Below are 21,990 nucleotides of genomic sequence, written 5' to 3'. Positions count from 1 at the left end.
ATAATTAACTGCTATTGAAATAATTATTACTGCTTGAAATATTATTCCTAAATAAAATACTATATTAAAAATTCCCTGTATTTGTCTTGGGTTTACCACATCATAAACAAAATTAGGTATTAGATTAACATATAGTCTATATCTTACTAACAGGCAAACTATTAAAATTAGTAATAAAAAAAAACTTCTTTTTTTCATCTTTTAGGTGCTTGGTATGTTCCTTTATAAAAATATCTATGTCCTCTCCAAATAGCATTCTGATCTCTAGAGCTATCACTACCAAATTCATTCATTCTTGCTCCCCACATGGCTTTTTCAGCAGAAAGACCTGTGTATTTAGCCCATGCCCCCCACATAAAATTGCCCGCATCAAAAGTATTATAAACCATATTTACATTGCCAAATCTGAAAAAAGCATTTGGAATAAACTTATCTTGTAAATTCTCATTTGTAACATCAACATTTTTGCCTTGTAGAAAAGGGACTAAAAAACTATATGTAAAATCAGAACCCTTCCCAAAACCAAAATTATAAGACCTTAAAAATAAACCAATTGATGCATTGAGTTTACTTCCTAAGTTATTCATGCTGTTCATAAGAATTAATTGATTATTATCAGAAACATCTGTTACTTGTGATTGTAAAGTAGAAAATGAGATAGGGTAATATAGCCTGTCTCCTACATCAAAATTTTGAGATAATATATATTTATCATCATTTTGCGAATCATTAAAAAACAATTGTTTCCCACTTTCATCAAAAAATCTGTTAGGCTGACCATTTCTTAATATACTTGAAATGATTCCTTTGCTGTTAACGGTTATATCATCAGCAGGTTTTGATGACATTGAATTTCTAAGTTGTAAAAAAGCAGATTTTGCATCATCTCCAGTATAAGTAATGTTGTCTCCACTACCAATTACAGCCCTGCCGTCGGGATCAATATTGTGAATAGGATTATTAAGAGCATAATTATATGGAGACCAACTACTATATTCCTCACTTAAAGGGTCGGGAGACATCCAACGCCCATGAGTGTCAGCAATAGGTTGTGCATCGGGATCAGACAAATCAACTTCCCTTACTTCAATGATATTATCTCTTTTTGTATTGAATCGTACTGAACCAATTACTACAATACTGTCTGTGTCGTGAAATTCCAGATACTTACCTTTACTTAATGTTGCAATCTTCGGATAAACCCCATATTTAGCAAAAGGATTTCCGATAGCAATATTTTTTCTACGTCTTTCTGCTTCCTGTGGTGTTAATGAATCCTTTGTTTTCAAAACTTCATCCATGTATGGACGGTTACGTTCTTCTTTTGTCAATTTAACAGGATTTACCCATTTTTTTTCAACTTTGGGTTTTTGTTTCGTTTGGGTTTTCTTGACCTGTGCCTGTGTAAAGCCTGTTATTATTGCAAAAGCAATCAATAATATTCTTTTCATAGTCATTTGTTTTTATGATTGTTAAAATTATTCATTTTTTTATAGTTTATTAGGGTCAATTGGAATATATCTCGGTTTTTGTTCCTGCTTTTTCTTTTCCTGAGCTTTTTTAACAGCTTGCTGTTCCTGTCTTTCCTTTTGCTTTTGAAGTTGATACAAGCGCATTCTTTCTGCCAACGCTTCACTTTCCTGTTTGTTCTTTTCTGTTTTCAGACTTGCCAACCATGATTCATACGCAGATGCAGGCATTTCAGCATATCCTAAATTATCAATCTTATTAAACTGTTCATTGATTTGATTTAACTGTTCAACAGCCTTTGGAAAATAACCTATTCTTTGTAAATCTCTTTTGTCTTCGGGATTAATACCTAATCGTTTCATCACATGGGCAAATCTTACCTGACTGACATTTGCCTTCTCCATATTCGGAGCTATTCCGTTAGGGTAAAGTTCTAATGCCCTGTCTATAACTTCATTAACAAATTCATCATAACCAAACTTGCTTACATACCCTCTCGCTAAATCAAAATAAGCCATTCCTAACAGTTCTTTTTTTGTAAGGTTCTCCAAATAAATTTTATTTTGCAGGGCTTCTGATTTGATGTATCCTGATTCTAAAAATGCATTATCAGTAGGAAACATCCCATTGGTAAGTTCCATATTTCTCAATTTTCCTTCATCATCTACAAAACGGATATAAGAGTGATTCGGGGCTAATGATAAATAGGCTTCTGTATTCATAGCTTCTGCCAACATCAAATAATATAAAGGCATTGAATGACATTGTCCTGAGCCTGTTTTGAGGAGTTTTGAAACAAACATTTTAGAATAATCTTTTTGTCCCATATAATCTTTAAAATCATATTCAAAGGCTTTGTGGGCTGTTCCTCCAAGATTCATATCTTTAGAAAAATACTCGAACAACATCAGGTTTTTAGAAACATTGCTTTCCGCGTCCTGTTTGCGTTCCTTCATTTTCTGTAAGAGTTGTTTTGCTGTCTTTTGTATTCCTGCTTTGAATTTGGATACATCCTGTTTATTATCATAAAAAGCATTTTCTACGGTGAAGTTTACATCTGCTAATGAGTAATTTTCGGAATCCATTCCAGAAAGTTTGCTAAAAGCATCATAATATGCTTGTGTTCCTGCTTTGGCTGATAATGTAGGTAAGTCATACGGCATATTTCTGCCGTCTTCCACCCATTTATGGAATTGCATTTCCCGAACCTCTGCCATATCTTGTTCTATACTCTGCATGACAATGTTATGCTGTGAGCGAGCCTGTGCTTCGTAGTTATTTAGATGATTAGTATTTGAAGATTTTTGATAGGTATTTGGTATAGATGGATAATTTCTCTGAAAACTTCTATTCGTAGAACTACTATAATCGTTGCTCGAATAATTACCCAATCCACTTGCTTGTGGTCTGGAAATAGTCGAAAGGTTAGGAATCTGTGTAAATCCTAATTGGTAAATACTTAATGAAATTGCGGTAAAATAAATTTTTCGCATTACAGAGGTGTTTTTATGATTGCAAGTATAATTAAAATTGGCTAAAATAACATACGGTTTTCCCCATATTTTGAAATATTCTATCTAAGCAAATGTAGTTCGACAAAACGACAAAACCTGTCGTGTTATAAACAGGTTTAAAGTATTTAGCATTTTTCTTTTTTTAAATGCTTTTTGAGCGCATTAATAGTGAATTTCAAACCCTGCATGAGTAAATAAAAACACCCCGTGTACAATACAAGGATTGAAACCATCATCAAAATAAACAATACATCATCCCAAATGCTGTAAGGTTTAAATTTAAATGGTATATGTAACATCATTTTGTAACATCAAAAGGATTTTCATTTGCCTTCATAAACACACTTCCCATGCGTTTATATTTGATATTTTTACCTTTTACACACAAATCATAAAGTCCGTTTCCTTTCTGTTCTGAAATACGCAAGAAAACAACATCACTTTCGTTACAATCATTATCTATTGTAACGTGTTTTCTAAGGTCTTCAATCGTTGCATCAACTTTTTTCAAAAAAGATTGGATTTTTTTATCTGGCGCAGGTTCTTGATAATTTGCAGGTAAATCGCACTTTTTATCTTTCTGTGTGTCCTGTGCAAAATAAAGTGTTGGCAACGCCAATGCAAGAGTAAATAGTAATTTTTTCATTTTGTTATTCTTTAATAAATTCTGTTATTCCGTTTCCGTTGTCAAAGTTGAGTTTGGTTGCTGTTACTCTCTTATATTTAAAAGTTTGAGCAACTCCGCCATTAGCAAGGGTAAAAGTAAATTCCGTATCGCTTGACTTTTGAGAATAACCTCCGTTATCGGCGATATACTTGTAGCTCTGAGAATATCCACCCATCGACATAACAATATCTCCGTTTGAAAATGTATAAGATTGGTAAGCTGTACCACCTAAATAACTCGTCCATTTTCCGATAATCCATGCAGGGGGATTGATTTTGTTGTTGTTTACGGTTGTAGGGTTGGTTGTCTGCTCGTCATTGCCAGATGATGAACATGAAAATAGTGGCAACATTGCCAACATTGCCACCGAAAGTGTAAAAATTAATTTTTTCATATTTTTATTTTTATGAGTTAATTTGTAATATCAATAGGCTAATAATTCCGATTATTAGCAATAGAACTCCCATACATCCACCTTGTGAAGTACTATTTGTATAGGTAGAAGATGATTTGATTGTGTTTTTCTCGGAATTGTATTTGTTGATAACACCTTGAGGATTTAAACCACTCATAAATAACGGCTTATTACCTATCTTTTCTTCAAATACTTCACAACATTCTTTTGCGTAAATGTAAATTGTCGGGGTGAACATGAGACGCGTTATAGCTCCATCAAGGGGATATTTGTCTTCTCTCCAAAATGCAATGTCACCTTTTCCGCCAATCATTTTGTAAGCATTTATTAGATGTGGATTAGGCTGTAAGTCGCCAAACATAATGTTTTTATGGAAGTCCTTGTTAAGAAGGTGCTTTGTTTTGCTTACAAACTCCCAGTATTTCATGTTTGGTTTTTTCTCGCTCCATCCAGTTTGGTTGTAACTGATTTCGGCTTCCATGAAAAGAGTTGTTGCAATCTCTCGAAAGTTCTTTTGTTTTTCTAATTCAATGATTTTGTGTAGATACCCCATTCTATTATATTTTATGCTTGTTATAGGCAAAAAAATAAGCGTGAGCTAATTCACGCTTTGGTAGTAAAGGTATTTGGCGTAACCCGACAAACACAAAGCAGAACGCCCACGCCATTGGTGGGTGCTACTTGTATCTGCTTCGGTTTGCCTTAAAAATCGCCAAATTTCTTACTAGCAAAGCAAATAAGTATCACACTTATTTTCGTTGATGTCTTCTAAAAATAGCTAGACAGCTTTTTAGATAAATTTTTCTATATCAATAATTAAACCATTTTAGATTTTATGTTTTGCAAAAATGAGAAAAAAATGATATTACAAGGTTATTTTTTTACGTTAATATATTTATTACTTCATACTTAAAAATTGTTCATATAGTATCTTCGAATAATAATTACCATATCGACGAATAATGTATCTACTTAAAACAATTGGAACTAGATACAAGATAAAGCAAATTATCCCTGTAATTATTTGGTCTTCTAATTTATTGTATGCTCCGTACCAAAAAATTGCAATTGCAAAAATTACTGCGATTAAGCTTCCTCCAATTAAATTTCTCCAAAAACCATATTCAATATTATGCTGTAGTAACAAATTATTACCTCGCAAAACATTTCTAATTTGAGAAACAGCAGTAACAATTAATTTGCGAGCATTATTTTCATTTTGCGTTTCTGATTGAGCATCAGCCAAAACGATTTTAAATTCCTTTTTAATTTTGTTTCGAATTTTGTCTTTTATTGATGTAGGATAGTGTGTGTCACTAATCAATAAATGGTTGGTAGTTGGCATTAATAATTCTTCTCTAAAATGTAATCGCTGAAAAATTTCTTTTGCAACAATTCGATTTATTTGAACACATAAAAAAATAATTGCTCCTGATAGTCCAAAATGTGCTATAAATGGTAAAATGTCGTAAACATTTTTTAAAGCATCTGCATACTGGACAGCTATAATTTTATTGACAAAAATAAGCATCGGTATGGATGTTATCAATGCGGGGAAAAGGCGAGCACGATAAAAATATGGATTTGTAAGCATTTTTACATTGTATTTTAATTATTTTATTTCCAAATCAGAAAAATAATATGGCTTATCTGCTGGGTGTAAAGTACAAGACGGATTTCCTTGATTTGAGAAAATAATCATAACGGGACAATCCGTCAAGTAATTTTTTTCAATAGCAATTTCCGTAAGACTTTTTACATCTGTTTCGCTCGGGTGATTATTTGTTGAAGGATGGGAATGCCACTCTCCAACATAAATTGTACTTTGATTAGAGTTCTGATAAATTTCATCTAAAAAATTTTGACAAAATTCAATATCTTTTTCAAACTTGGTTGATGACATTACTGCTTTTGGTCCTGGACCTGAAACATGAGTAATGACTATATTACCATTTTCATCCTTAATTCCCGCCATGACTCCGCCTGTTTCTATGGTTGAATTTTCACGGATTAAGTCTTGCATGAATGAGATACAATCTTTACTTATTATAACCTGTATTTTCTGCTTATTATTGCAATAAACGCATTCATTGTGTGGTGGAATGTATTGACTGTATATACTGTGTGAATTTATAACAGTTCCATCAATTGTATCGGTTGACCAAATCCAATGATTATTTTCCGACTCTCCACTTTGGAGATGTTCAATGATAAATCTTGAAGCGATTGAAGCAATTAGTTTTAAATCTGCGGCACTTGCAGGTCTGATAGGATTATTACATTCATTTTTTAGTGTAGGATATTCCGTATCTTCAGGAATCTCAATGAAATATTTATTTTCATTTCTATAAAGGCTTAAACAATGGAAGCAAGCATCTTTTTCAGGGATTACTCTGAAAATTCGAGCAGTTTTCCCACCTCGTAAAGCTCTAACATAAAACGCAGACTTATTTGATAAAACCAACTGCTGATTAATAAATCCTTCAACATTATCATCAGCAACTGAACAGATTGTAATAGAATCATCTACCAAATTTTCTGGATCTAGCTGATATAAATCACCAGTAAATGGTGAAATTTTTATAAAAGGATTGTGGCTATTAAGTATTTGCCATACTGCTATTACCTTCGGAATACCAATGTATTCCATACCAGCTAAATGTCTTATAGCATTATGTGCGTGCATAACTTGGTTATCCACAAGCATAATATCTCCAATACCCGCCTTAGTCGTACAGTCAGCAATTTCGCTTCCTAATGCTCCTACTCCAAAAATATTAATTGACGCATCTTTTAAAATATCATAATCAGCTCTTTTACTATTTCGTTGATGAAATGATTCCTCTGTCAGCTTTTCAGATTGAACGGCTTCAATTTTATCGTAGCAATCAAAAATTTCTTTTATTTTTTGTGTATTGTCAGTTTGTCCTATTATATATCCTTCTGACAATTCTTTTTTTAAAATTTTAAAAAGTTGAAATTCGGTAATACCTTTTCTGTTTGGAAATCTTAATCCTAAATAGAAATATTCATCCAAGTTCTTAAAATTGTGAATCGATTGGGATAGCCTAATTAGCCCATGTTGATAGTCTCCATTACCGATAATAATGATAAGCTCTTCAATTGTACCAAAGGGAGCGGGTTCTGAGTTTATATGAAACCAAGATGCTTTTACTAAAGTTTTATCCTTTAACAATCCTTCAACAGTACTGTTTTTAGAGTATAAATCGAGAGAAGTTTTAATATCTTTTATTCCAAATCTGGTAAGGTCAACATCGATTTGTGTAAAAATCCCATTTTTCTTACCATCAATAAAACAACCGAAGTATATGTATTTGTTTTCAGTGAAAATTGGGTCTTTTGGGATAAATTTAAAAAGGTTAGCATAACAATCACCTTCTGTTAAGGATAAATCCAAAAATTGTTCAGAGTAGAAAAATTTTACATCTGAGCTAATATCATTAAAATGAGCGATGAAATTGACATCTTCACTATCAGGAGGATATTCTCCAGTAATATGTCCTATGTGCCAATCTGTAACACGTTGAAGTATTGTTGAAATTCCATAAATACTTATTGGTTTATCCAAATCCTCCCTTTCTAAAGTACATAATTCCCCCGAGCTATTCTGATGTCGAAGATTATAATAAAATTTTGTGAAAGATTTAATATTTTCAAGCGCTTCAGAAAGCTGTAACTTTGATAGCTCAACAATTTCTTCTTGTAATAATTGCCTTTCCAATGGGAAAATCATTGGCAATCGATAAGGGGTTGCATCTGAATACAAGACTAAGATTGGAAAACGATGTAAGCCATTTGCTCTCACAACAATATTGCCATGAGAGATAAATAGATTATCACGATGTTGAAAGAGTTCCTTATAATTACTATCATTTGCCAAAGCATTACTTTCTCTGCGTAAAAACTCTGGATGTTTTTTAAACCACTGCAACATTACCCCATAGGTTTATTATCAATCCTTGATGTTTGTACTCCGATGTAAACATTTTTGGATGCATCATTTTTTCCATTCTCACTTCCATTCTGAGATATACCGTATTTTTCAATTAATTCTTTATCAGTCTTAACAGTTATATTGCCATAAGAGTCAATGTCTACGATTACCGATTCAATGTTAGCACCAAGATGTAAAATACCATCCTCGTCAATATGCTTCTTATATAGTTCCATAGCATCGTCATGTGGATGTTCATGTGGACTTTCACTTTGCTTGGGAGCACTTATTATTAGGTAAGACGGTTTTATATATTCAATATGTGTTTCATAAACATCCTTATCATCTTTTCCATTTTTAAAAAATGTTCTGGAACCATGGTGGCTTGCACTTAATACGTCAGCAGGTAAACTATCTTTATGATATTCTGTTATATGCTCTTTCCATGCTTCTTTATCAGAATCACCAGTCATTAAAATACTTTTTGGATTCGTTCCATAAGTAAATTTTATTACACCACATTGCTCATGAATTCTTTTATTTCTTTCATCTGCATCACCCTCTTGAATATCTTCACATAAATATTGTGCAGGAGATATGACTTGAAAATCAATTAAACCTAACTTTTTTGTAGTTGGTACATTCTCAGATGTCCTGATTTTGTTAAGTTCATTAGTTCCTAACAAAAAATATTCATTGCTTTTTCCTACTTTTTTTAAAACTTCAGTAAAAACCTCATATTTTTCTTTATGTTTCCCGCCAGCTTTATGATTTGAATGCCAGACTTCAGAAAATCCAATTTCATCATATATTTCTTTAATACCACCTATGTGGTCGTTATGTGGATGAGTATTGATAAAAGTTGAAAGTTTTCCACCGTTACTGAATAGCTCTTTAAATAAGTAAACTAAATCGATTTCATTTTCTTCATTATCCTTGTCAGAATCCACTAATACATACATATAATCATTTACATTTTGACCTGTTGGAATGACCATTAATGTTGCCTCACCTTGTCCTGTGTATAGAAAGACAGTTCGGAAGATACCTGCTTGAGTAGGTTTGATAATTTTTTCTGCTACAGTCATAAAAATATTTTGTGTTATTGTTATAGTAATTAAAACACAATTGTTAATCCAAATTGTATAGAGTGAATAAATTGTCACTTTATTTAATGAAAAAATATTTATTATATATTTTTAATGAAAAAATGACAGTAATGGATTATGAGTAATGCTAAAATGTCAATATTTCTATCTTTACGAAATGTATATAGAAACAATAGGTATCTAAACAAAAGCACCCCACCATAGGGCATGTTTTTGATAGTACCCCCACCTGTTGAAAGTTGGTCAAAAGTTTTCGGGAGGTGCAAAAACCTCAGCCATTTTTTTGAACATTTTTAGACTGTAACCTAGAGTTAAAACAGGTTTGAAGAGATTTTCTATGGATTCAAGATATTTTTGCTATTTCATTGAATATCACCCTATTTTTACAACATTTGGCACAGTTTTCGACTACTATAAACCAACAAAAAACCCCGTCAATACTACCAATATTGAACGGGGAGGTGTAAAAAATTCTAACGCTAATTAAAACTTATTTACAATGGCAAAGTTAACAAATTGTCTTGATACTTTCAGTATCTATGTTGGAACGTACAAAAAGTACAATGAAGGGTCAATCTATGGTGAATGGTTAAACCTTTCAGATTATTCAAATTATGACGAGCTTTTACAGGCTATGCAGGAACTTCACCAAGACGAAGACGACCCTGAATATATGTTTCAGGATTATGAATGTTCAGAGTTCTTTATCAAACAAAAGCTAATCAACGAATGCCATCTTTCAGCAGATATTTACGAAATAGCCGAACAAATCAATAATTCAGATTATGATTTTGAGGTAATAGAAGCCTATGCAGAGTGTATGAGTTATTATCATATGGACATTGAAAACCTATTATATAGTCTTTCAGATTCATATTATGGGGAGTACAGTTCAGACGAGGATTTTGCACAGGACATTTTAGAACAGGATGGCTCAATTCCTGAAAACTTGCCGTCTTACATCTGCATTGATTGGGAAGCAACCGCCAGACATTTGATGTATGATTATATGAGTTCTAACGGCTATTATTTCAAAAACTAATTAAAATACTAATCTTTGTACCTTGCTTAATTGCAGGGTGCTTTATAACAATTTACAGTTATGAAAGCAAGATATATAAGAGTTTCGACAGGAGCGCAGAACACCGCAAGACAGGAAGAAAAACAAGCGCAGGGCGAAAAGGTTTTTATTGATATTGTTAGCGGTTCTACACCTTTCAAAGACAGAGAACACGGAAAGGAACTGATAAGAGCAATTGAAAATAATGAAATCAATTATGTTTCGGTAAGTTCAATTGACAGGCTCGGAAGAAACCTGTATGACATTCTTACTACTTTGGAATTTTTCAAAGAAAAGGGCGTTATTCTCAAAGTGGATAATCTCGGAATAGAAAGTTTGATTAAAGGCAAAGAAAATCAGGCGTTTAAACTGATTATTTCTGTTATGGCTAATATAGCCGAAATGGAACGTGAAACCATTTTAGAGCGCCAGCGTGAGGGCATTGCGCTTGCAAAGGCTAAAGGCATTTACAAAGGGCGTGAGAAGGGTTCTACGGAAAGTGTAGAGGATTTTCTTTCTAAATATAAGGAAGTGATTAAGAGCTTAAAGAAAGGAAATTCAATACGAGATACAGCTAAAATTTGTTCTGTCAGCATTGGAACTGTACAGAAAGTAAAAAATAATATTTAGAAAAATAATTATATGGAATTTTACCAAGATTACAGCGATTTTTTAGGAAAAAACAATATTAACAATACTATTACAACATTGAAAAAAAATAAGTATCGGGATTTAAGCCTATTGTTTTTAGCATTAATAGGATCTCTTATTAGTATTTTATCGTTTGCTGATGAACTACAAAAGATAATAGAATCTCCGTCTGTTCTTTTCAAAATTAAATCCTTTTATTTTTTAATAGTAATGTTGCTTATGATTTATACAACAATTGTGGTTGAGAGAATAAAACTGTTTAAGAATGTTAGAAATAATATAGGCTTTTTGAAGCAAAATATGTTAGATGTAATTTTACATGGTGTAGATTGGAACTCAATAGTCATAAAGTCCTATTGGCATCATAAATTGTATGATATTTACAGTATAATAAGTAATGAGAAAATAGAGTTTTTTAGGGCTGAAATTGATAGAGGATTAGCAAATAGAAATGAACCAAAATTTCCGATTGACTTGTCAAATTTTCTTTCAATGGGTTCGGTATTAGTTTCTTGTATTAGTTTCTTACTATTAACATTTGGAATTAATGGTAAGGAACAGCAGGTAATTATTGTCCTATTATTTCTGTTGATGAGTCCTTTGTTCTTAATGTTTGCGATGAATTTAAGAGATAACTTCAATGAGAAAAAAAATGACTATCAAAAAATGAAAGATTATTCCTCTGCTATGAGCTATATTTTAGATAGGAGGAAGTTAAATGATCTGCCAGAGTGACGATTAGAAGAACATTTCTTAAAAGGCAAAAAACAGTAGGCTTACCCACACCAAGAAAATATAATTATCACTATCGACAGATCAGAAATAAGGCAAAATGAGGTGTTTTTATTATCAAGGTTTGGTGGTTGCTTTTATTATTCTATATAGTTAATATGGTACTTAATTTAGTTACCTGTTGATTTTTCAAAATAATAACATTCCGTAATTTTTAAGGTTTTGAAAAACAAGAAAAGAGCCTGACCTATTACAATTGCATAAGTCAGGCTCTTAAAATATATATTTTTGTTATTTCTATTTTAGGATAAAATAAGAATTTATCAATAAGATAGGGTTTTATTTTTCCCATGCAGAATGTAAACTGTCAGCTACCATTTCACGGGAAAACTGAACGTATTTTTTGAAAGATTTGTAATCCTTATGACCTGTAATCTCTCTGATAAACTCTTCATTCATTCCATTAATCAATGAGTTGGTAATGAAAAATACCCTTCCATAATGCATTGTTAAATAATCGTGAGCATTTTTTTCTACTGTAATCTCATTTTTGCCTGAATATTTTACAAACCGTATTTTATCATCAAAGCCAATCTTTTCAAAGAGTTTTTTGATTTCTCTATTGCAGAATTGATTAGTGGGTACTTTTAGTCTGCCATAGCGTTCCGTGTGAGCTTTAATTATTTCTTTTGGTACATCTAATAAAGGTATATCAAGCATTTCTTTAACTTTTTTGATATGTAAGCGTAAAAAGTCTTCTGTAACATCCTCAGGTCTCATATTTTGAATGTCAACAAATCTCAAACCTGTATAGGAACTAAAAATGAAAATATCCCTTACAATATTACTGTAATCATTTTCAAAATCAGTTGTTCTCAATTTTTCTACAATTTCAGGAGTAAGTTTTATTTTTTCAGAATCATCTTTGAAAACTAAGAACTTTTTAAATTCTATATTATTATGAAATCGTCTTTCTCCTGCCCAATTCATGAAGGTTTTAAGTATTGTTACATATTTTCCAATAGTAGAATTATAGAAATTTTTTTCAATGAAATATGCCAATAACTCATCATAGAAGTTAAGCGTAATGTTTTGAAATGACATATCAAACTTCATTTCGTCTGAAAACGTTTGAAGGTGGTTTTTACACGTTTTATAGGTCTTAATGGTATTTTCTGATACGGATTGCTTTCTAACATCAATAAACTCCTCAAAAACGCTTAATACATCTCTTTTCTTAGCAGTTGCCGTGCCGACGGGGGTAATCTTGTGTTCAAACTCTTTTTCTAAAATCTCTTTAGATAGAGGTTGTTCTTTCAGTAAATACTCCCTTTCAATCTCTTTTAAGATTTTGACAGTGTTTTCAATTTTCAGATTTTTAGTTGCTGATTCGGGAGCGAGTTGTCTCACTTTTGTCCCCGTCCATTGTGAGGGTTTTACTTTTACCCCTGTGGAGCGTTTCAGTCTCTGACCTTTTACGGTTGCTGAGACATATACCATTGTTTCGGTTGCTTTTTTAGGCTCTTTTAAAAAAAATGCAATGTTCATAGTTCTTTTTTTGTTTCAAAATTAGTCTGTGATACAACTGAAAATCTTTTTAAATTGTCCTCAGGGACAACATAGGGACAAAAAAGGACTAAATTTGATGAAACACTATTAAACATCATTAAAACAAAAATCCCTTCTAAACATTGTTTAAAAAGGATTTTTTTGATTGGTTAAGTTAAATTGTGTTTAACTTTTGTGGTTTCTCCAGGAATCGAACCAGGGACACATGGATTTTCAATCCATTGCTCTACCAACTGAGCTAAGAAACCATTGTATTGTTAATTTTTTTTTCTTTTAAAGTGGTGCAAAACTATGCTATTTTATAATACCACGCAAGTTTTTTATGTTCTTTTTTTTGTTGTATACCAATGGAATGGCTAAATATGATATTTTTAACGTTAATCTTACCAAATCATAGTCTGAAGCCTATCTTGAAGCAGAATTGAAAACTATATTAGTTGGTTTTCAGATATAAGATGGATGCGGAAAAAACGAAAGAGCCATTGCCAATCATTTCTTTACCGGACAAGGCAGTCTTTTACCTTTATGGCAAGGCTCCATCCTTCTAATGGAGTAAAAGATTCAGGCAGATCCAAAACTGAATCTATTACAGGATTACAAGCTGAGCTTGAAAAGAGTTATAAAGAAAAGAAATTTATCAGCGAAAATCCTACTAGGATTTATCAGTTTTCTACAAAACTGCCTTATTATTCAGCAGAAGAAAGAATCAATTTCTGGGTGAATGAGATTGCAACTTTTGTAGGCGGAATTAATGGATGTATCGCTAATTATAAACTGAATGAACACCAGGTAAGCAAGAAAATTGAAGTTAAAATTGATAAAGTCACTTTCCTGGATACCTTTGGAACTGGATGGGAAGATGGAGGCGCACAAGGAATAAAAAAACAATGGATTCCCGGATTAGTAGGGATCAAGCGCAAAAGTTGTGGGGCTTAGAATATTTAGATCATTTTAATTTTAAAATTTAACGCAAAGGATTTCTATTATCTGGTGTTGTATTTTAGGAAGCAAAGCTTGAATCAATTGTCTTAGCTCCCTTATTAATAATCAATTCCATCATGTCTTTGCGTTTATAGAAAATTTAAGTATAAAGCTTTAAAAAGATAATTTATTTTTTTCTTCAGATTAACGAAACTTTTTGCGTAGCCCCCAACTTTTGCTCCTGATCCATTTTTACATGGTACCTAACTTAGACGATATGTAATTGAAAATAAAAATCCCTGCAAACATTGTTTGCAGGGATTTTTTTGTACCCAGGACCGGGATCGAACCGGTACTCCTAAGAACTGGTGTTTGAGACCAGCGCGTCTACCAATTCCGCCACCTGGGCAAGTGTGTTACCTTGTTTCGAATCGGTGTGCAAATATAGAAACTTTTCTTAATACTCCAAAGTTTTTTGAAAGGAAATTTTTAGAAATTTATTTCCAAACCATCGTAGGCAAGGTGTATTCCGGGTGGAAGTTGTTTATCTTCAATATCATGCACTCCTAGATGATGGCTAATGTGAGTGAGAAATAATTTTTTAGGTTTTAACTCTTCAAATAGCCTGATAACATCCGGAAGAATAAAATGTGCCGGATGAGGGTCAAATTTTCTGATACAATTTAAGATTAATATATCCAGATTCTTTAATTTTTCTTTTTCAGTGTCGGAAATAAAACCTGCATCAGTAATATAAGCAAGATTTTTAAATTTATATCCAAAGACACTTATTTTAAAATGAATGACCTCAATAGGAGTAATCTCAGTATCTAAAACATGAAAAGGTTTATTTTCAATCTCATGCAATTCAAAAGCGGGCGCACCGGGGTATCTCACATCTGCGAAAGCATAAGGAAAACGGTTTTTAATCTCATGGGCAACCCTGGAATAACAATAAAGCGGGACGTCTTTTCCACTTTTAAAAATTAAAGGGCGCATATCATCCAGCCCAATTACATGATCATTATGTTCATGTGTGATGAGCGCAATATCTACGGTATGCTCATGGTTGGTAAGCATTTGCTGCCTAAAGTCCGGACCACAATCGATGAGTATTTTTTTATTTTCCTCCGTAGTTACCATGACGGAAGAGCGTAAGCGTTTGTCTTTGGGATTTTCGGAAGTACACACTTCACATGTACAGCCTATAACGGGTACACCTTGGGAAGTACCGGTTCCTAAAAATTTCAACTTCATTTTGTTTTGAGGTTGGTTTAATTTTGGTAAATTTACAAAAAATTTAATGTCCTAATGTATCAGAAACTAACTCCTAAACAAAAAGCATTAACAATTAATCTAGATCCTACTATTTATGGTACTTTCGCAGAGATTGGAGCAGGGCAGGAGACTGTTCGTCACTTTTTTAGAGCAGGGGGGGCTTCCGGTACGATCGCTAAGGCAATGTCTGCTTATGATAAAGATTTTAGTGATGCTATCTACGGAAAAGAAGTAAAAAACAGGTATGTTACTCAGAATAGACTTCGCAAAATGCTTCGTTATGAAGTAGCATTGATCGAAGAAAGAATTTCAAGAGACAATAATCCCGACAGAAAGTTCTTTTCTTATGCCAATACTGTAACTACCATCAACTTTGACAAAACTGTAAAAGGCCACGGCTGGGTGGGAATTCGTTTTCAGACCAAAGAAAATGAAAATTACAACGAAATCGTAATCCATGTTAAATTCCAAGAAAATGATGCCACTTTACAACAGGAAACTCTGGGTAATCTTGGGGTAAATCTTATTTTCGGAGCATTTAACTACTTTGATAACCCGAGAACACTGGTAGAATCTTTATACGATGATATTGCAAAAGACAACTTGGAAATCGATATGATTGATTTTAGTGGTCCTGCTTTTGAATACGTAGACAACAGATTGATGTCACTGCAGTTAGTGAAAAACGGAATGACTGATGCAGTAATCTTCAACTCTCAGGGAAGTAATATGCTTCCGGCAGATGTATTATATAAAAAGAATATTTTTGCGGTAAGAGGAAGTTTCAGACCTGTAACAAAGGTAAACATCGATATGCTTAAGAACGGTATGGATATGTTTTTCAAAGATGCCATCTGTACCCATGAAGAAACAGAAGTTCTTATTGAGATCACTATTTCAAATCTTAGGGCAGACGGAGATATTGACGAAAGAGATTTCCTTGATAGAGTAGATATTTTAGGTAAATTAGGATATACAGTTATTATTTCAAACTTCTCAGAATACTATAGACTTATTGATTATTTTGCATCTTATACTAGTGGAAATATCGGGGTTGCAATGGGGGTAAATAACCTATTGATGGTATTTGACGAGAAATATTATAAAAATTTATCCGGTGGAATCCTTGAAGCATTCGGTAAGTTCTTCAGAAACGGAATGAGAGTGTACCTGTACCCTTATAAAGATCCGGAAACCCATCAGCTATTAGACTCATCCAACCTTAAAGTGGAAGAGAACTTAAAAGAACTTTACAAATATTTCAAACGAAACAACCGTATTGTTGATATTACCAACTATAATCCTGAATTCTTAGAAATATATTCAAGAGAAATATTAAGAAAAATAGGATGTTGCATCAAAGGTTGGGAAACTCAGGTTCCGGATGGTGTTGCTGAAATGATCAAAGAGCGTGGAATGTTCGGATATAAAGAAGAACTTCCTTTAAAACAATTCTCTTAAAAAAATAATACAATGTCAGAATTAAAGAAAAGACTTTCCTCTATTCTTGAAAGTCCTAAACATAATACAGAAGAGAAGCTTGAAAAAGTTTGTCATCTGTTAGATCAGGAGATCTCTTATTTTAACTGGACAGGATTCTACTTTAAAAATGGAGATAAAGATGAGCTGATCCTGGGTCCTTACGTAGGAGCACCTACAGATCATACTATTATTCCTTACGGAAAAGGAATTTGTGGTCAGGTTGCCGTTTCCAATGAAACATTCGTAGTGCCGGATGTACACGAGGAAAGCAATTATCTAAGTTGCTCAATTGATACTAAAGCCGAAATCGTTGTTCCTATCTTTAAAGACGGAAAAAACATCGGTCAGATTGATATTGATTCTCATACCATCGATCCTTTCACAAGCGAGGATAGAGAATTATTGGAATGGCTTTGTAATGAAGTTTCCAAAATTTTGTAATTGATTCAGTCAAAATATACAAAAACTCCGGTTCGTTGACCGGAGTTTTTTATTTTATGGGTTATTGGTTGTAATGACAAACATAATTAAAGGCTCATCTCCCGTATTTTCTATAGAATGATACCCGATGGAATGTATGGCTGTAATATCGCCTTTTTGAAGTATCTTTTTGCGGATAGGTCCCTCCGTTCCGGTTCTTTCACGATATTCTCCGGTTCCATGTACCACAACATACAATTCTTCTTCATTTCTTTCATTGTGAGTATGAAATCCCGACTCATCACCCTTGTTCAGTAAAACCATATAAGCAGCCAAACGATTATTGGTAAGTTCTTTCTGGTCAAACATTTGTATCATGTGTACTGTTCCATTTCCACCATACATATTTTCGCGCTTATCAATACGGGTAAAGTTTCGTTCATCCTTTCCAAATGGCATTACATAAAGATGAATGTATTTTGAAACCTCTTGTATAACGTGATCAAATTCTGCTCCTTCAGATAGTATAACAGTGCCAGACATATATTTAAAATATTAATTCACATCAAGGTACCGAAAATAATATTAAAGCACAAGCAGTAATTTTCATGACAGATTTTTTCTATCAGAATTAAGCCTATCATTAAGGAATAAGAAGAAAACTGCAGATGATCAAAAGCTTAAGTGTGCCTCTAAACGGTTTGCAGTTACTTAAAAACAACTTGAGTTTTAAAACTTTCGGTTAAAGTTGCATTGAATGAATTTCAGAAATCAGCTCTTTAAAGTAGTGCTCGCATTTTGCAATATGCGTTCCATACCAGGAAAAAGCTTCTCCGTCTACAATCATGATTTTTTTCTCAGGATAAACTATCCTCAGTTCCTCAATATGTTTTTCTTTAAAAGGAAACGGTTCCGAAGAAAGCATGATAACATCAGCTTCAGCCAGATCTTCAGTAGCAATGATAGGATATCTGGTTTTATCTTTAAATATATTTTCAAAGCCTATTTCCGTTAAAATTTTATGAATAAATGTATCAGCACCTACCGTCATATAAGGTTTGTTCCAAATAAGATAGGCTGCTTTTGCAGGAGTTTCAAGCTTTGACAGAGTAAGGATTTCGTAGATTTTAAGGTTGAATAGCTGTGCTCTTTCTTCCTTTCCTAAAAGTTTGCCGAGGTTTTTAAGCAAATAATAATTATCTTCAATTGTTTCTATATTGGTGACTGTTACTTTAAAACCCTCCATTAAAGCCTCAACCTGTTCTTTACTATTTTCTTCTTTATTGGCAAGAATTAAATCTGGTTGTAAAGCTTTAATCTTTTCAATATTAATGTTTTTCGTTCCTCCGATTACAGCTACATTTTTTACTTTATCCTCAGGATGTATACAGAATTTTGTTCTTCCGATTACTTCATTTTCAGTTAATCCCAAGTCAAATAAAGCCTCCGTAATAGAGGGTACAAGTGAAACGATTTTCATATTGGCATTTTAGATGATGCCTAAAATTACAAAAGTTTTCCGGTTAAGAAAAGTCCGGCTACCGTAAAATAAATAATAAGCCCTGTTACATCCACCAATGTTGCTACAAATGGAGCAGAAGAAGTCGCTGGGTCCAGTTTCAATTTCTTTAAAACAAATGGAATCATAGAACCTGACAAAGTTCCCCATAATACAATGGCAATCAGGGAAACAGAGACACTCAGCCCTACGTACACCCAATATTGTCCATAATCAAAAAGACCTACCTGCTGCCATAGCATGATTCTGACAAATCCGATGATCCCAAGAATTAATCCAAGACATATTCCTGAAATAATTTCTTTTCTCATGACGTACCACCAGTCTTTAAGCCCGATCTCCTGAAGTGCCATAGCACGGATGATCAGTGTAGCAGCCTGTGAACCGGAGTTTCCGCCACTTGAAATAATTAAAGGAACAAATAATGCCAGAACTACGGCTTTCTCGATTTCTTTATCAAAATATCCCATTGCCGAAGCAGTAAGCATTTCTGAGATAAATAAAATAATCAGCCAGGTTGCTCTTTTTTTAATCATTTCCGTCCAGGAAGTCTGTCTATACGGTAGATCCAAGGCTTCCAATCCCCCAAATTTCTGAATATCTTCAGTGTTTTGTTGCTCAATCTGATCCAGGATATCATCAATCGTTACAATCCCAACCAGAACCCCTGCTTCCGTAATGATGGGAAGCGCACCACGGTCATATTTCTCGAAGTACGTTACAGCATCCTCTTTTGAAGTTGTTGTGGTAATTGCTACGAAATGATTATCCGTCATGTCAGAAACTAACGTATCTTCCTCTTCAAGTAATAATGTTCCGATGGCAAGGTCATCAATAAGACGGTTTCTTTCATCTACCACATAAAGGTAATTCATGGTTTCCACCTTTTTTCCTACCTTTTTAATCTGCTGAAGACAACGTTTAACGGTCCACTCTTTACGGATCTGAATATAGTAGGGCGTCATCAGACGGGCGATGGAATCAGAGTTGTAACCCAGTAGTTTTAAAGCAATTCTTCTCTCTTGTGGGTTCAGATGATTGATGGAATACTTGATCAACTCATCTGGAAAATCCTCGAATAAAGCTGTTCTGTCATCGGGAGTCATGGCATTCAGAATTTCAGAAACTTCATCGCTTCCGATACTTCTGATGGTATCTTCCTGAAAGTCAGGATCAAGGTGTGAAAAAACCTCTGCTTTGTACTCTTTAGGAACCTTCAGGAACGCGAGCAGCCTCTCGTCAGCAGGAAGTTCGCTGAGAGTTTCGGCAATATCGGCAGGGTTAAAGATAAGTTCGTCTCTAGAGTTCAAAACGTGAAATTTTTTGGATATGCAAAAATAATTCAAATTTTTAAGACTGAGCAATAAACTGGGAAATTTAAGGATTAATTAAAGTTTAAAGCTCTGAAAAGAACACAAAAAAACACCCGCCAGAACGGATGTTAAAAATTAAATTTAAAAAATATCCTTTAATCAAGAATAAGTTCGCATTCTATAATAAAAATCATTGATTTTAAAAGTCAGAAACTGTTTTATTCTTCAAAACAGGCAAATTCCATACATACACCTCTACAACATGCTCCGTAAATGCATTGTGCATCATAACTGCATTTTTGAGGTCCCGCCCCTTTAATTTGCTTTGCAGCTTCTCTGTTGAGTTTCTTTAGATTTTTCATAGTTATTTGGATTTAAAATGGTATACTAAAATATAAAATATTTTCTAATTATTCATTGAATGGTGATAATGTTTAATTGATATTCAGTGTTTTGTTTGAATAAGATAGAATATGGTTTTACAGACGCTATCCTTAACTTATGATTTAGTCCAATATACAAGGATTTAAAACACATACATTTTGACAGCATGCACCTCCAGGACACTGATAATGTTCAGTACACCTTTTAATAATTCCACTGCCTTTAATCTCTTTTTGCTCTTGTCTGCTGATTTTCTTTAAATTTTTCATGTGATTTGTTTTGATGGTTAATGATAAAGTATTTTATTCCATACAGATAAATGGTGAGCAGATTCCGTTGCAGCACCATCCCACAGGACATGGGTTGAATTCATTACAGCGGTCCATTTTTCCGCCATTAATCTGACTAGCTTTTTCTCTGGAGATTTTTTTTAGATTTTTCATAGTCTACAGGTTTTACTATTGTATTCAATTACTTTTTACCAGTCAATCATGCATCTTTGCGGTTTGCATACTCCCTGACAGCACCATCCATTTATACATGGGATATTTTCATTGCATCTTGAAATAAGCCCGCCATTGATTTGCTTTGCAGCTTCTCTACTGATTTTCTTTAAATTTTTCATATGATTTAGATTTTAATGTTATACTAAATTAGTAAATAATTTTATATTATTCATTTATTGGTGAAAATATTTAACTGAAATTCAGTTGTTTATAATGTGTTTTGTGATTTTATTGTCAAAAATATTGATGCTTTCTTAAAAAACAATTAAGGATAGAAATAAAAAAAATTACCAACGAAACATTGATAATTGATTTGTTTAATAAAACTGTATTGCAATTTTATATATCGTAAAGAATAGCTGTTTTTTACAGCTCCGCTTCTGTAGGCTTTAATTTTCTGAGTTGTTTCAGAATGCCTTTTATAGCTCCTTCAGTACCTATTTTGATAGAGTTGACGGTAGAACCCAATAATCGCATATTTTTACGGTATGTATCGTAATCCGTTTCCGTAATGAGACTCCCTTCGGCATCAAACAGCTTCATACTTACAACAACCTGATTTGAAAAGACATACTTTCCAAGTCCTACTTTGAAATAACGGACTTTTGAGACAATAGCAAAATCTGCATCATTATTGAGACAATAATCGGTGATTGTCTTTTTATCTATACTGTCAAAAGGGATCTGTACTTCTGCACGAAGCATTTTGTTTCTTCTTCCGCTGAAATTGTCGGAAACAGCATCAAAAAAGGCGTTGTTGGTAGGCTCTTTAATTTCATCAATATCAGGGTCTACCTCAGGATTGAAGTATAGAACTTTTTTAATTTTATCATCGGAATTCCTTTGTGCTTTTACTGAAGTAAAGCCAACCAATAAAAAAGTAGTAACTGCTGTAAAGAATATAAATTTTCTCATTTGTAATTCGAATGCAAAATTACTGCCTTTTCGTCGAATTGTGTAAAATTTATTAAGAAATTTTTAACATTTTTTTCTATCAAATTTGATATATGAAATCAATAATGTTT

24 protein-coding genes and 2 tRNA genes are annotated in these 21,990 nt (G+C 33.1%); 6 read left to right on the top strand and 20 right to left on the bottom strand.

The features are described 5' to 3' along the window. Positions 1–194: 194 nt before the first annotated feature. The 8 genes from AC5YGG_RS04505 to AC5YGG_RS04470 all read right to left on the bottom strand — a co-directional run bounded on the left by AC5YGG_RS04505 (position 195) and on the right by AC5YGG_RS04470 (position 9,109). Complete coding sequence (locus AC5YGG_RS04505) at positions 195–1,451, bottom strand: RHS repeat-associated core domain-containing protein (RefSeq protein WP_496143264.1); 1,257 nt, start codon at positions 1,449–1,451, stop codon at positions 195–197. Positions 1,452–1,490: 39 nt separating this feature from the next. After that, positions 1,491–2,963, bottom strand: coding sequence for a hypothetical protein (locus AC5YGG_RS04500; RefSeq protein WP_496143263.1), 1,473 nt, complete (start codon positions 2,961–2,963; stop codon positions 1,491–1,493). A gap of 319 nt (positions 2,964–3,282) precedes the next feature. Further along, positions 3,283–3,630, bottom strand: a complete 348-nt coding sequence (locus AC5YGG_RS04495) for a hypothetical protein (protein ID WP_496143262.1) — start codon at positions 3,628–3,630, stop codon at positions 3,283–3,285. 4 nt (positions 3,631–3,634) lie between these two features. After that, complete coding sequence (locus tag AC5YGG_RS04490) at positions 3,635–4,045, bottom strand: hypothetical protein (RefSeq protein WP_496143261.1); 411 nt, start codon at positions 4,043–4,045, stop codon at positions 3,635–3,637. Positions 4,046–4,055: 10 nt separating this feature from the next. Next, positions 4,056–4,619 (bottom strand): hypothetical protein, encoded by a 564-nt coding sequence (locus tag AC5YGG_RS04485; protein WP_496143260.1) that lies wholly within the window; start codon positions 4,617–4,619, stop codon positions 4,056–4,058. Between the two features lie 345 nt (positions 4,620–4,964). Then, positions 4,965–5,660, bottom strand: a complete 696-nt coding sequence (locus AC5YGG_RS04480; RefSeq protein WP_496143259.1) for a hypothetical protein — start codon at positions 5,658–5,660, stop codon at positions 4,965–4,967. Positions 5,661–5,678: 18 nt separating this feature from the next. Further along, positions 5,679–8,021 carry a ThiF family adenylyltransferase gene (locus AC5YGG_RS04475; RefSeq protein ID WP_496143258.1) on the bottom strand — a complete coding sequence of 781 codons (2,343 nt, stop codon included), beginning with the start codon at positions 8,019–8,021 and terminating at the stop codon, positions 5,679–5,681. Next, the gene (locus AC5YGG_RS04470) at positions 8,021–9,109 is read right to left on the bottom strand and encodes a ComEC/Rec2 family competence protein (RefSeq protein WP_496143257.1); all 1,089 of its coding nucleotides are present in this window, start codon (positions 9,107–9,109) and stop codon (positions 8,021–8,023) included. Before AC5YGG_RS04470 ends, AC5YGG_RS04475 begins: the two co-directional genes overlap by 1 nt. A 520-nt stretch (positions 9,110–9,629) precedes the next feature. On the opposite strand from AC5YGG_RS04470, the gene AC5YGG_RS04465 reads away from it, so the two are divergent. From AC5YGG_RS04465 to AC5YGG_RS04455, 3 genes are read left to right on the top strand one after another with little or no spacing between them, the layout of a single operon-like run. Further along, a complete protein-coding gene (locus tag AC5YGG_RS04465) occupies positions 9,630–10,172 on the top strand; it encodes an antirestriction protein ArdA (RefSeq protein WP_496143256.1) in 543 nt (180 codons plus the stop codon). A gap of 60 nt (positions 10,173–10,232) precedes the next feature. Beyond that, positions 10,233–10,820 carry a recombinase family protein gene (locus tag AC5YGG_RS04460; RefSeq protein ID WP_496143255.1) on the top strand — a complete coding sequence of 196 codons (588 nt, stop codon included), beginning with the start codon at positions 10,233–10,235 and terminating at the stop codon, positions 10,818–10,820. 12 nt (positions 10,821–10,832) lie between these two features. Beyond that, positions 10,833–11,576: a hypothetical protein gene (locus AC5YGG_RS04455; protein ID WP_496143254.1), complete on the top strand. Its 744-nt coding sequence runs from the start codon at positions 10,833–10,835 to the stop codon at positions 11,574–11,576. Positions 11,577–11,912: 336 nt separating this feature from the next. On the opposite strand, the gene AC5YGG_RS04450 is transcribed toward AC5YGG_RS04455, so the two are convergent. Both AC5YGG_RS04450 and AC5YGG_RS04445 read right to left on the bottom strand, forming a co-directional pair. Next, positions 11,913–13,121: a tyrosine-type recombinase/integrase gene (locus AC5YGG_RS04450; RefSeq protein ID WP_496143253.1), complete on the bottom strand. Its 1,209-nt coding sequence runs from the start codon at positions 13,119–13,121 to the stop codon at positions 11,913–11,915. A gap of 196 nt (positions 13,122–13,317) precedes the next feature. After that, positions 13,318–13,390 (bottom strand) — tRNA-Phe (locus AC5YGG_RS04445). A 277-nt stretch (positions 13,391–13,667) separates the two neighbouring features. Here AC5YGG_RS04445 and AC5YGG_RS04440 point away from each other — a divergent pair. Further along, complete coding sequence (locus AC5YGG_RS04440; protein ID WP_496143251.1) at positions 13,668–14,078, top strand: hypothetical protein; 411 nt, start codon at positions 13,668–13,670, stop codon at positions 14,076–14,078. Positions 14,079–14,392: 314 nt separating this feature from the next. On the opposite strand, the gene AC5YGG_RS04435 is transcribed toward AC5YGG_RS04440, so the two are convergent. Next, positions 14,393–14,472: transfer RNA gene (locus tag AC5YGG_RS04435), tRNA-Leu, on the bottom strand. 80 nt (positions 14,473–14,552) lie between these two features. Then, entirely contained in the window at positions 14,553–15,320 is a 768-nt protein-coding gene (locus AC5YGG_RS04430; RefSeq protein WP_496143249.1) for an MBL fold metallo-hydrolase, read from the bottom strand. Between the two features lie 54 nt (positions 15,321–15,374). On the opposite strand from AC5YGG_RS04430, the gene AC5YGG_RS04425 reads away from it, so the two are divergent. Next, entirely contained in the window at positions 15,375–16,802 is a 1,428-nt protein-coding gene (locus AC5YGG_RS04425; RefSeq protein ID WP_496143248.1) for a TonB-dependent receptor, read from the top strand. A 12-nt stretch (positions 16,803–16,814) separates the two neighbouring features. Then, on the top strand, positions 16,815–17,264 hold the full coding sequence (locus AC5YGG_RS04420; RefSeq protein WP_496143247.1) for a GAF domain-containing protein: 450 nt from the start codon (positions 16,815–16,817) through the stop codon (positions 17,262–17,264). 54 nt (positions 17,265–17,318) lie between these two features. Here AC5YGG_RS04420 and AC5YGG_RS04415 read toward each other — a convergent pair whose 3' ends face one another. The 8 genes from AC5YGG_RS04415 to AC5YGG_RS04380 form a co-directional block, all read right to left on the bottom strand. Continuing rightward, positions 17,319–17,786, bottom strand: coding sequence for a cupin domain-containing protein (locus AC5YGG_RS04415; RefSeq protein ID WP_496143246.1), 468 nt, complete (start codon positions 17,784–17,786; stop codon positions 17,319–17,321). A gap of 199 nt (positions 17,787–17,985) precedes the next feature. Beyond that, a complete protein-coding gene (locus tag AC5YGG_RS04410) occupies positions 17,986–18,723 on the bottom strand; it encodes an ABC transporter substrate-binding protein (RefSeq protein WP_496143245.1) in 738 nt (245 codons plus the stop codon). A 26-nt stretch (positions 18,724–18,749) separates the two neighbouring features. Further along, positions 18,750–20,072 (bottom strand): magnesium transporter, encoded by a 1,323-nt coding sequence (mgtE, locus tag AC5YGG_RS04405; protein WP_496143244.1) that lies wholly within the window; start codon positions 20,070–20,072, stop codon positions 18,750–18,752. Positions 20,073–20,293: 221 nt separating this feature from the next. After that, a complete protein-coding gene (locus AC5YGG_RS04400) occupies positions 20,294–20,437 on the bottom strand; it encodes a bacteriocin-like protein (RefSeq protein WP_496143243.1) in 144 nt (47 codons plus the stop codon). A gap of 144 nt (positions 20,438–20,581) precedes the next feature. Further along, positions 20,582–20,728: a bacteriocin-like protein gene (locus AC5YGG_RS04395; RefSeq protein ID WP_167369998.1), complete on the bottom strand. Its 147-nt coding sequence runs from the start codon at positions 20,726–20,728 to the stop codon at positions 20,582–20,584. A gap of 33 nt (positions 20,729–20,761) precedes the next feature. Continuing rightward, complete coding sequence (locus AC5YGG_RS04390) at positions 20,762–20,902, bottom strand: bacteriocin-like protein (protein WP_496143242.1); 141 nt, start codon at positions 20,900–20,902, stop codon at positions 20,762–20,764. Between the two features lie 35 nt (positions 20,903–20,937). Beyond that, entirely contained in the window at positions 20,938–21,084 is a 147-nt protein-coding gene (locus AC5YGG_RS04385) for a bacteriocin-like protein (protein WP_496143240.1), read from the bottom strand. A gap of 247 nt (positions 21,085–21,331) precedes the next feature. After that, positions 21,332–21,880 (bottom strand): pyruvate decarboxylase, encoded by a 549-nt coding sequence (locus tag AC5YGG_RS04380; RefSeq protein ID WP_496143239.1) that lies wholly within the window; start codon positions 21,878–21,880, stop codon positions 21,332–21,334. Positions 21,881–21,990 lie beyond the last annotated feature (110 nt).

This window comes from Chryseobacterium sp. CS2K3 (assembly GCF_059515185.1).
Note: the sequence above shows the minus strand (reverse complement) of the source record. Positions and strands in the feature narration are given on the sequence as shown.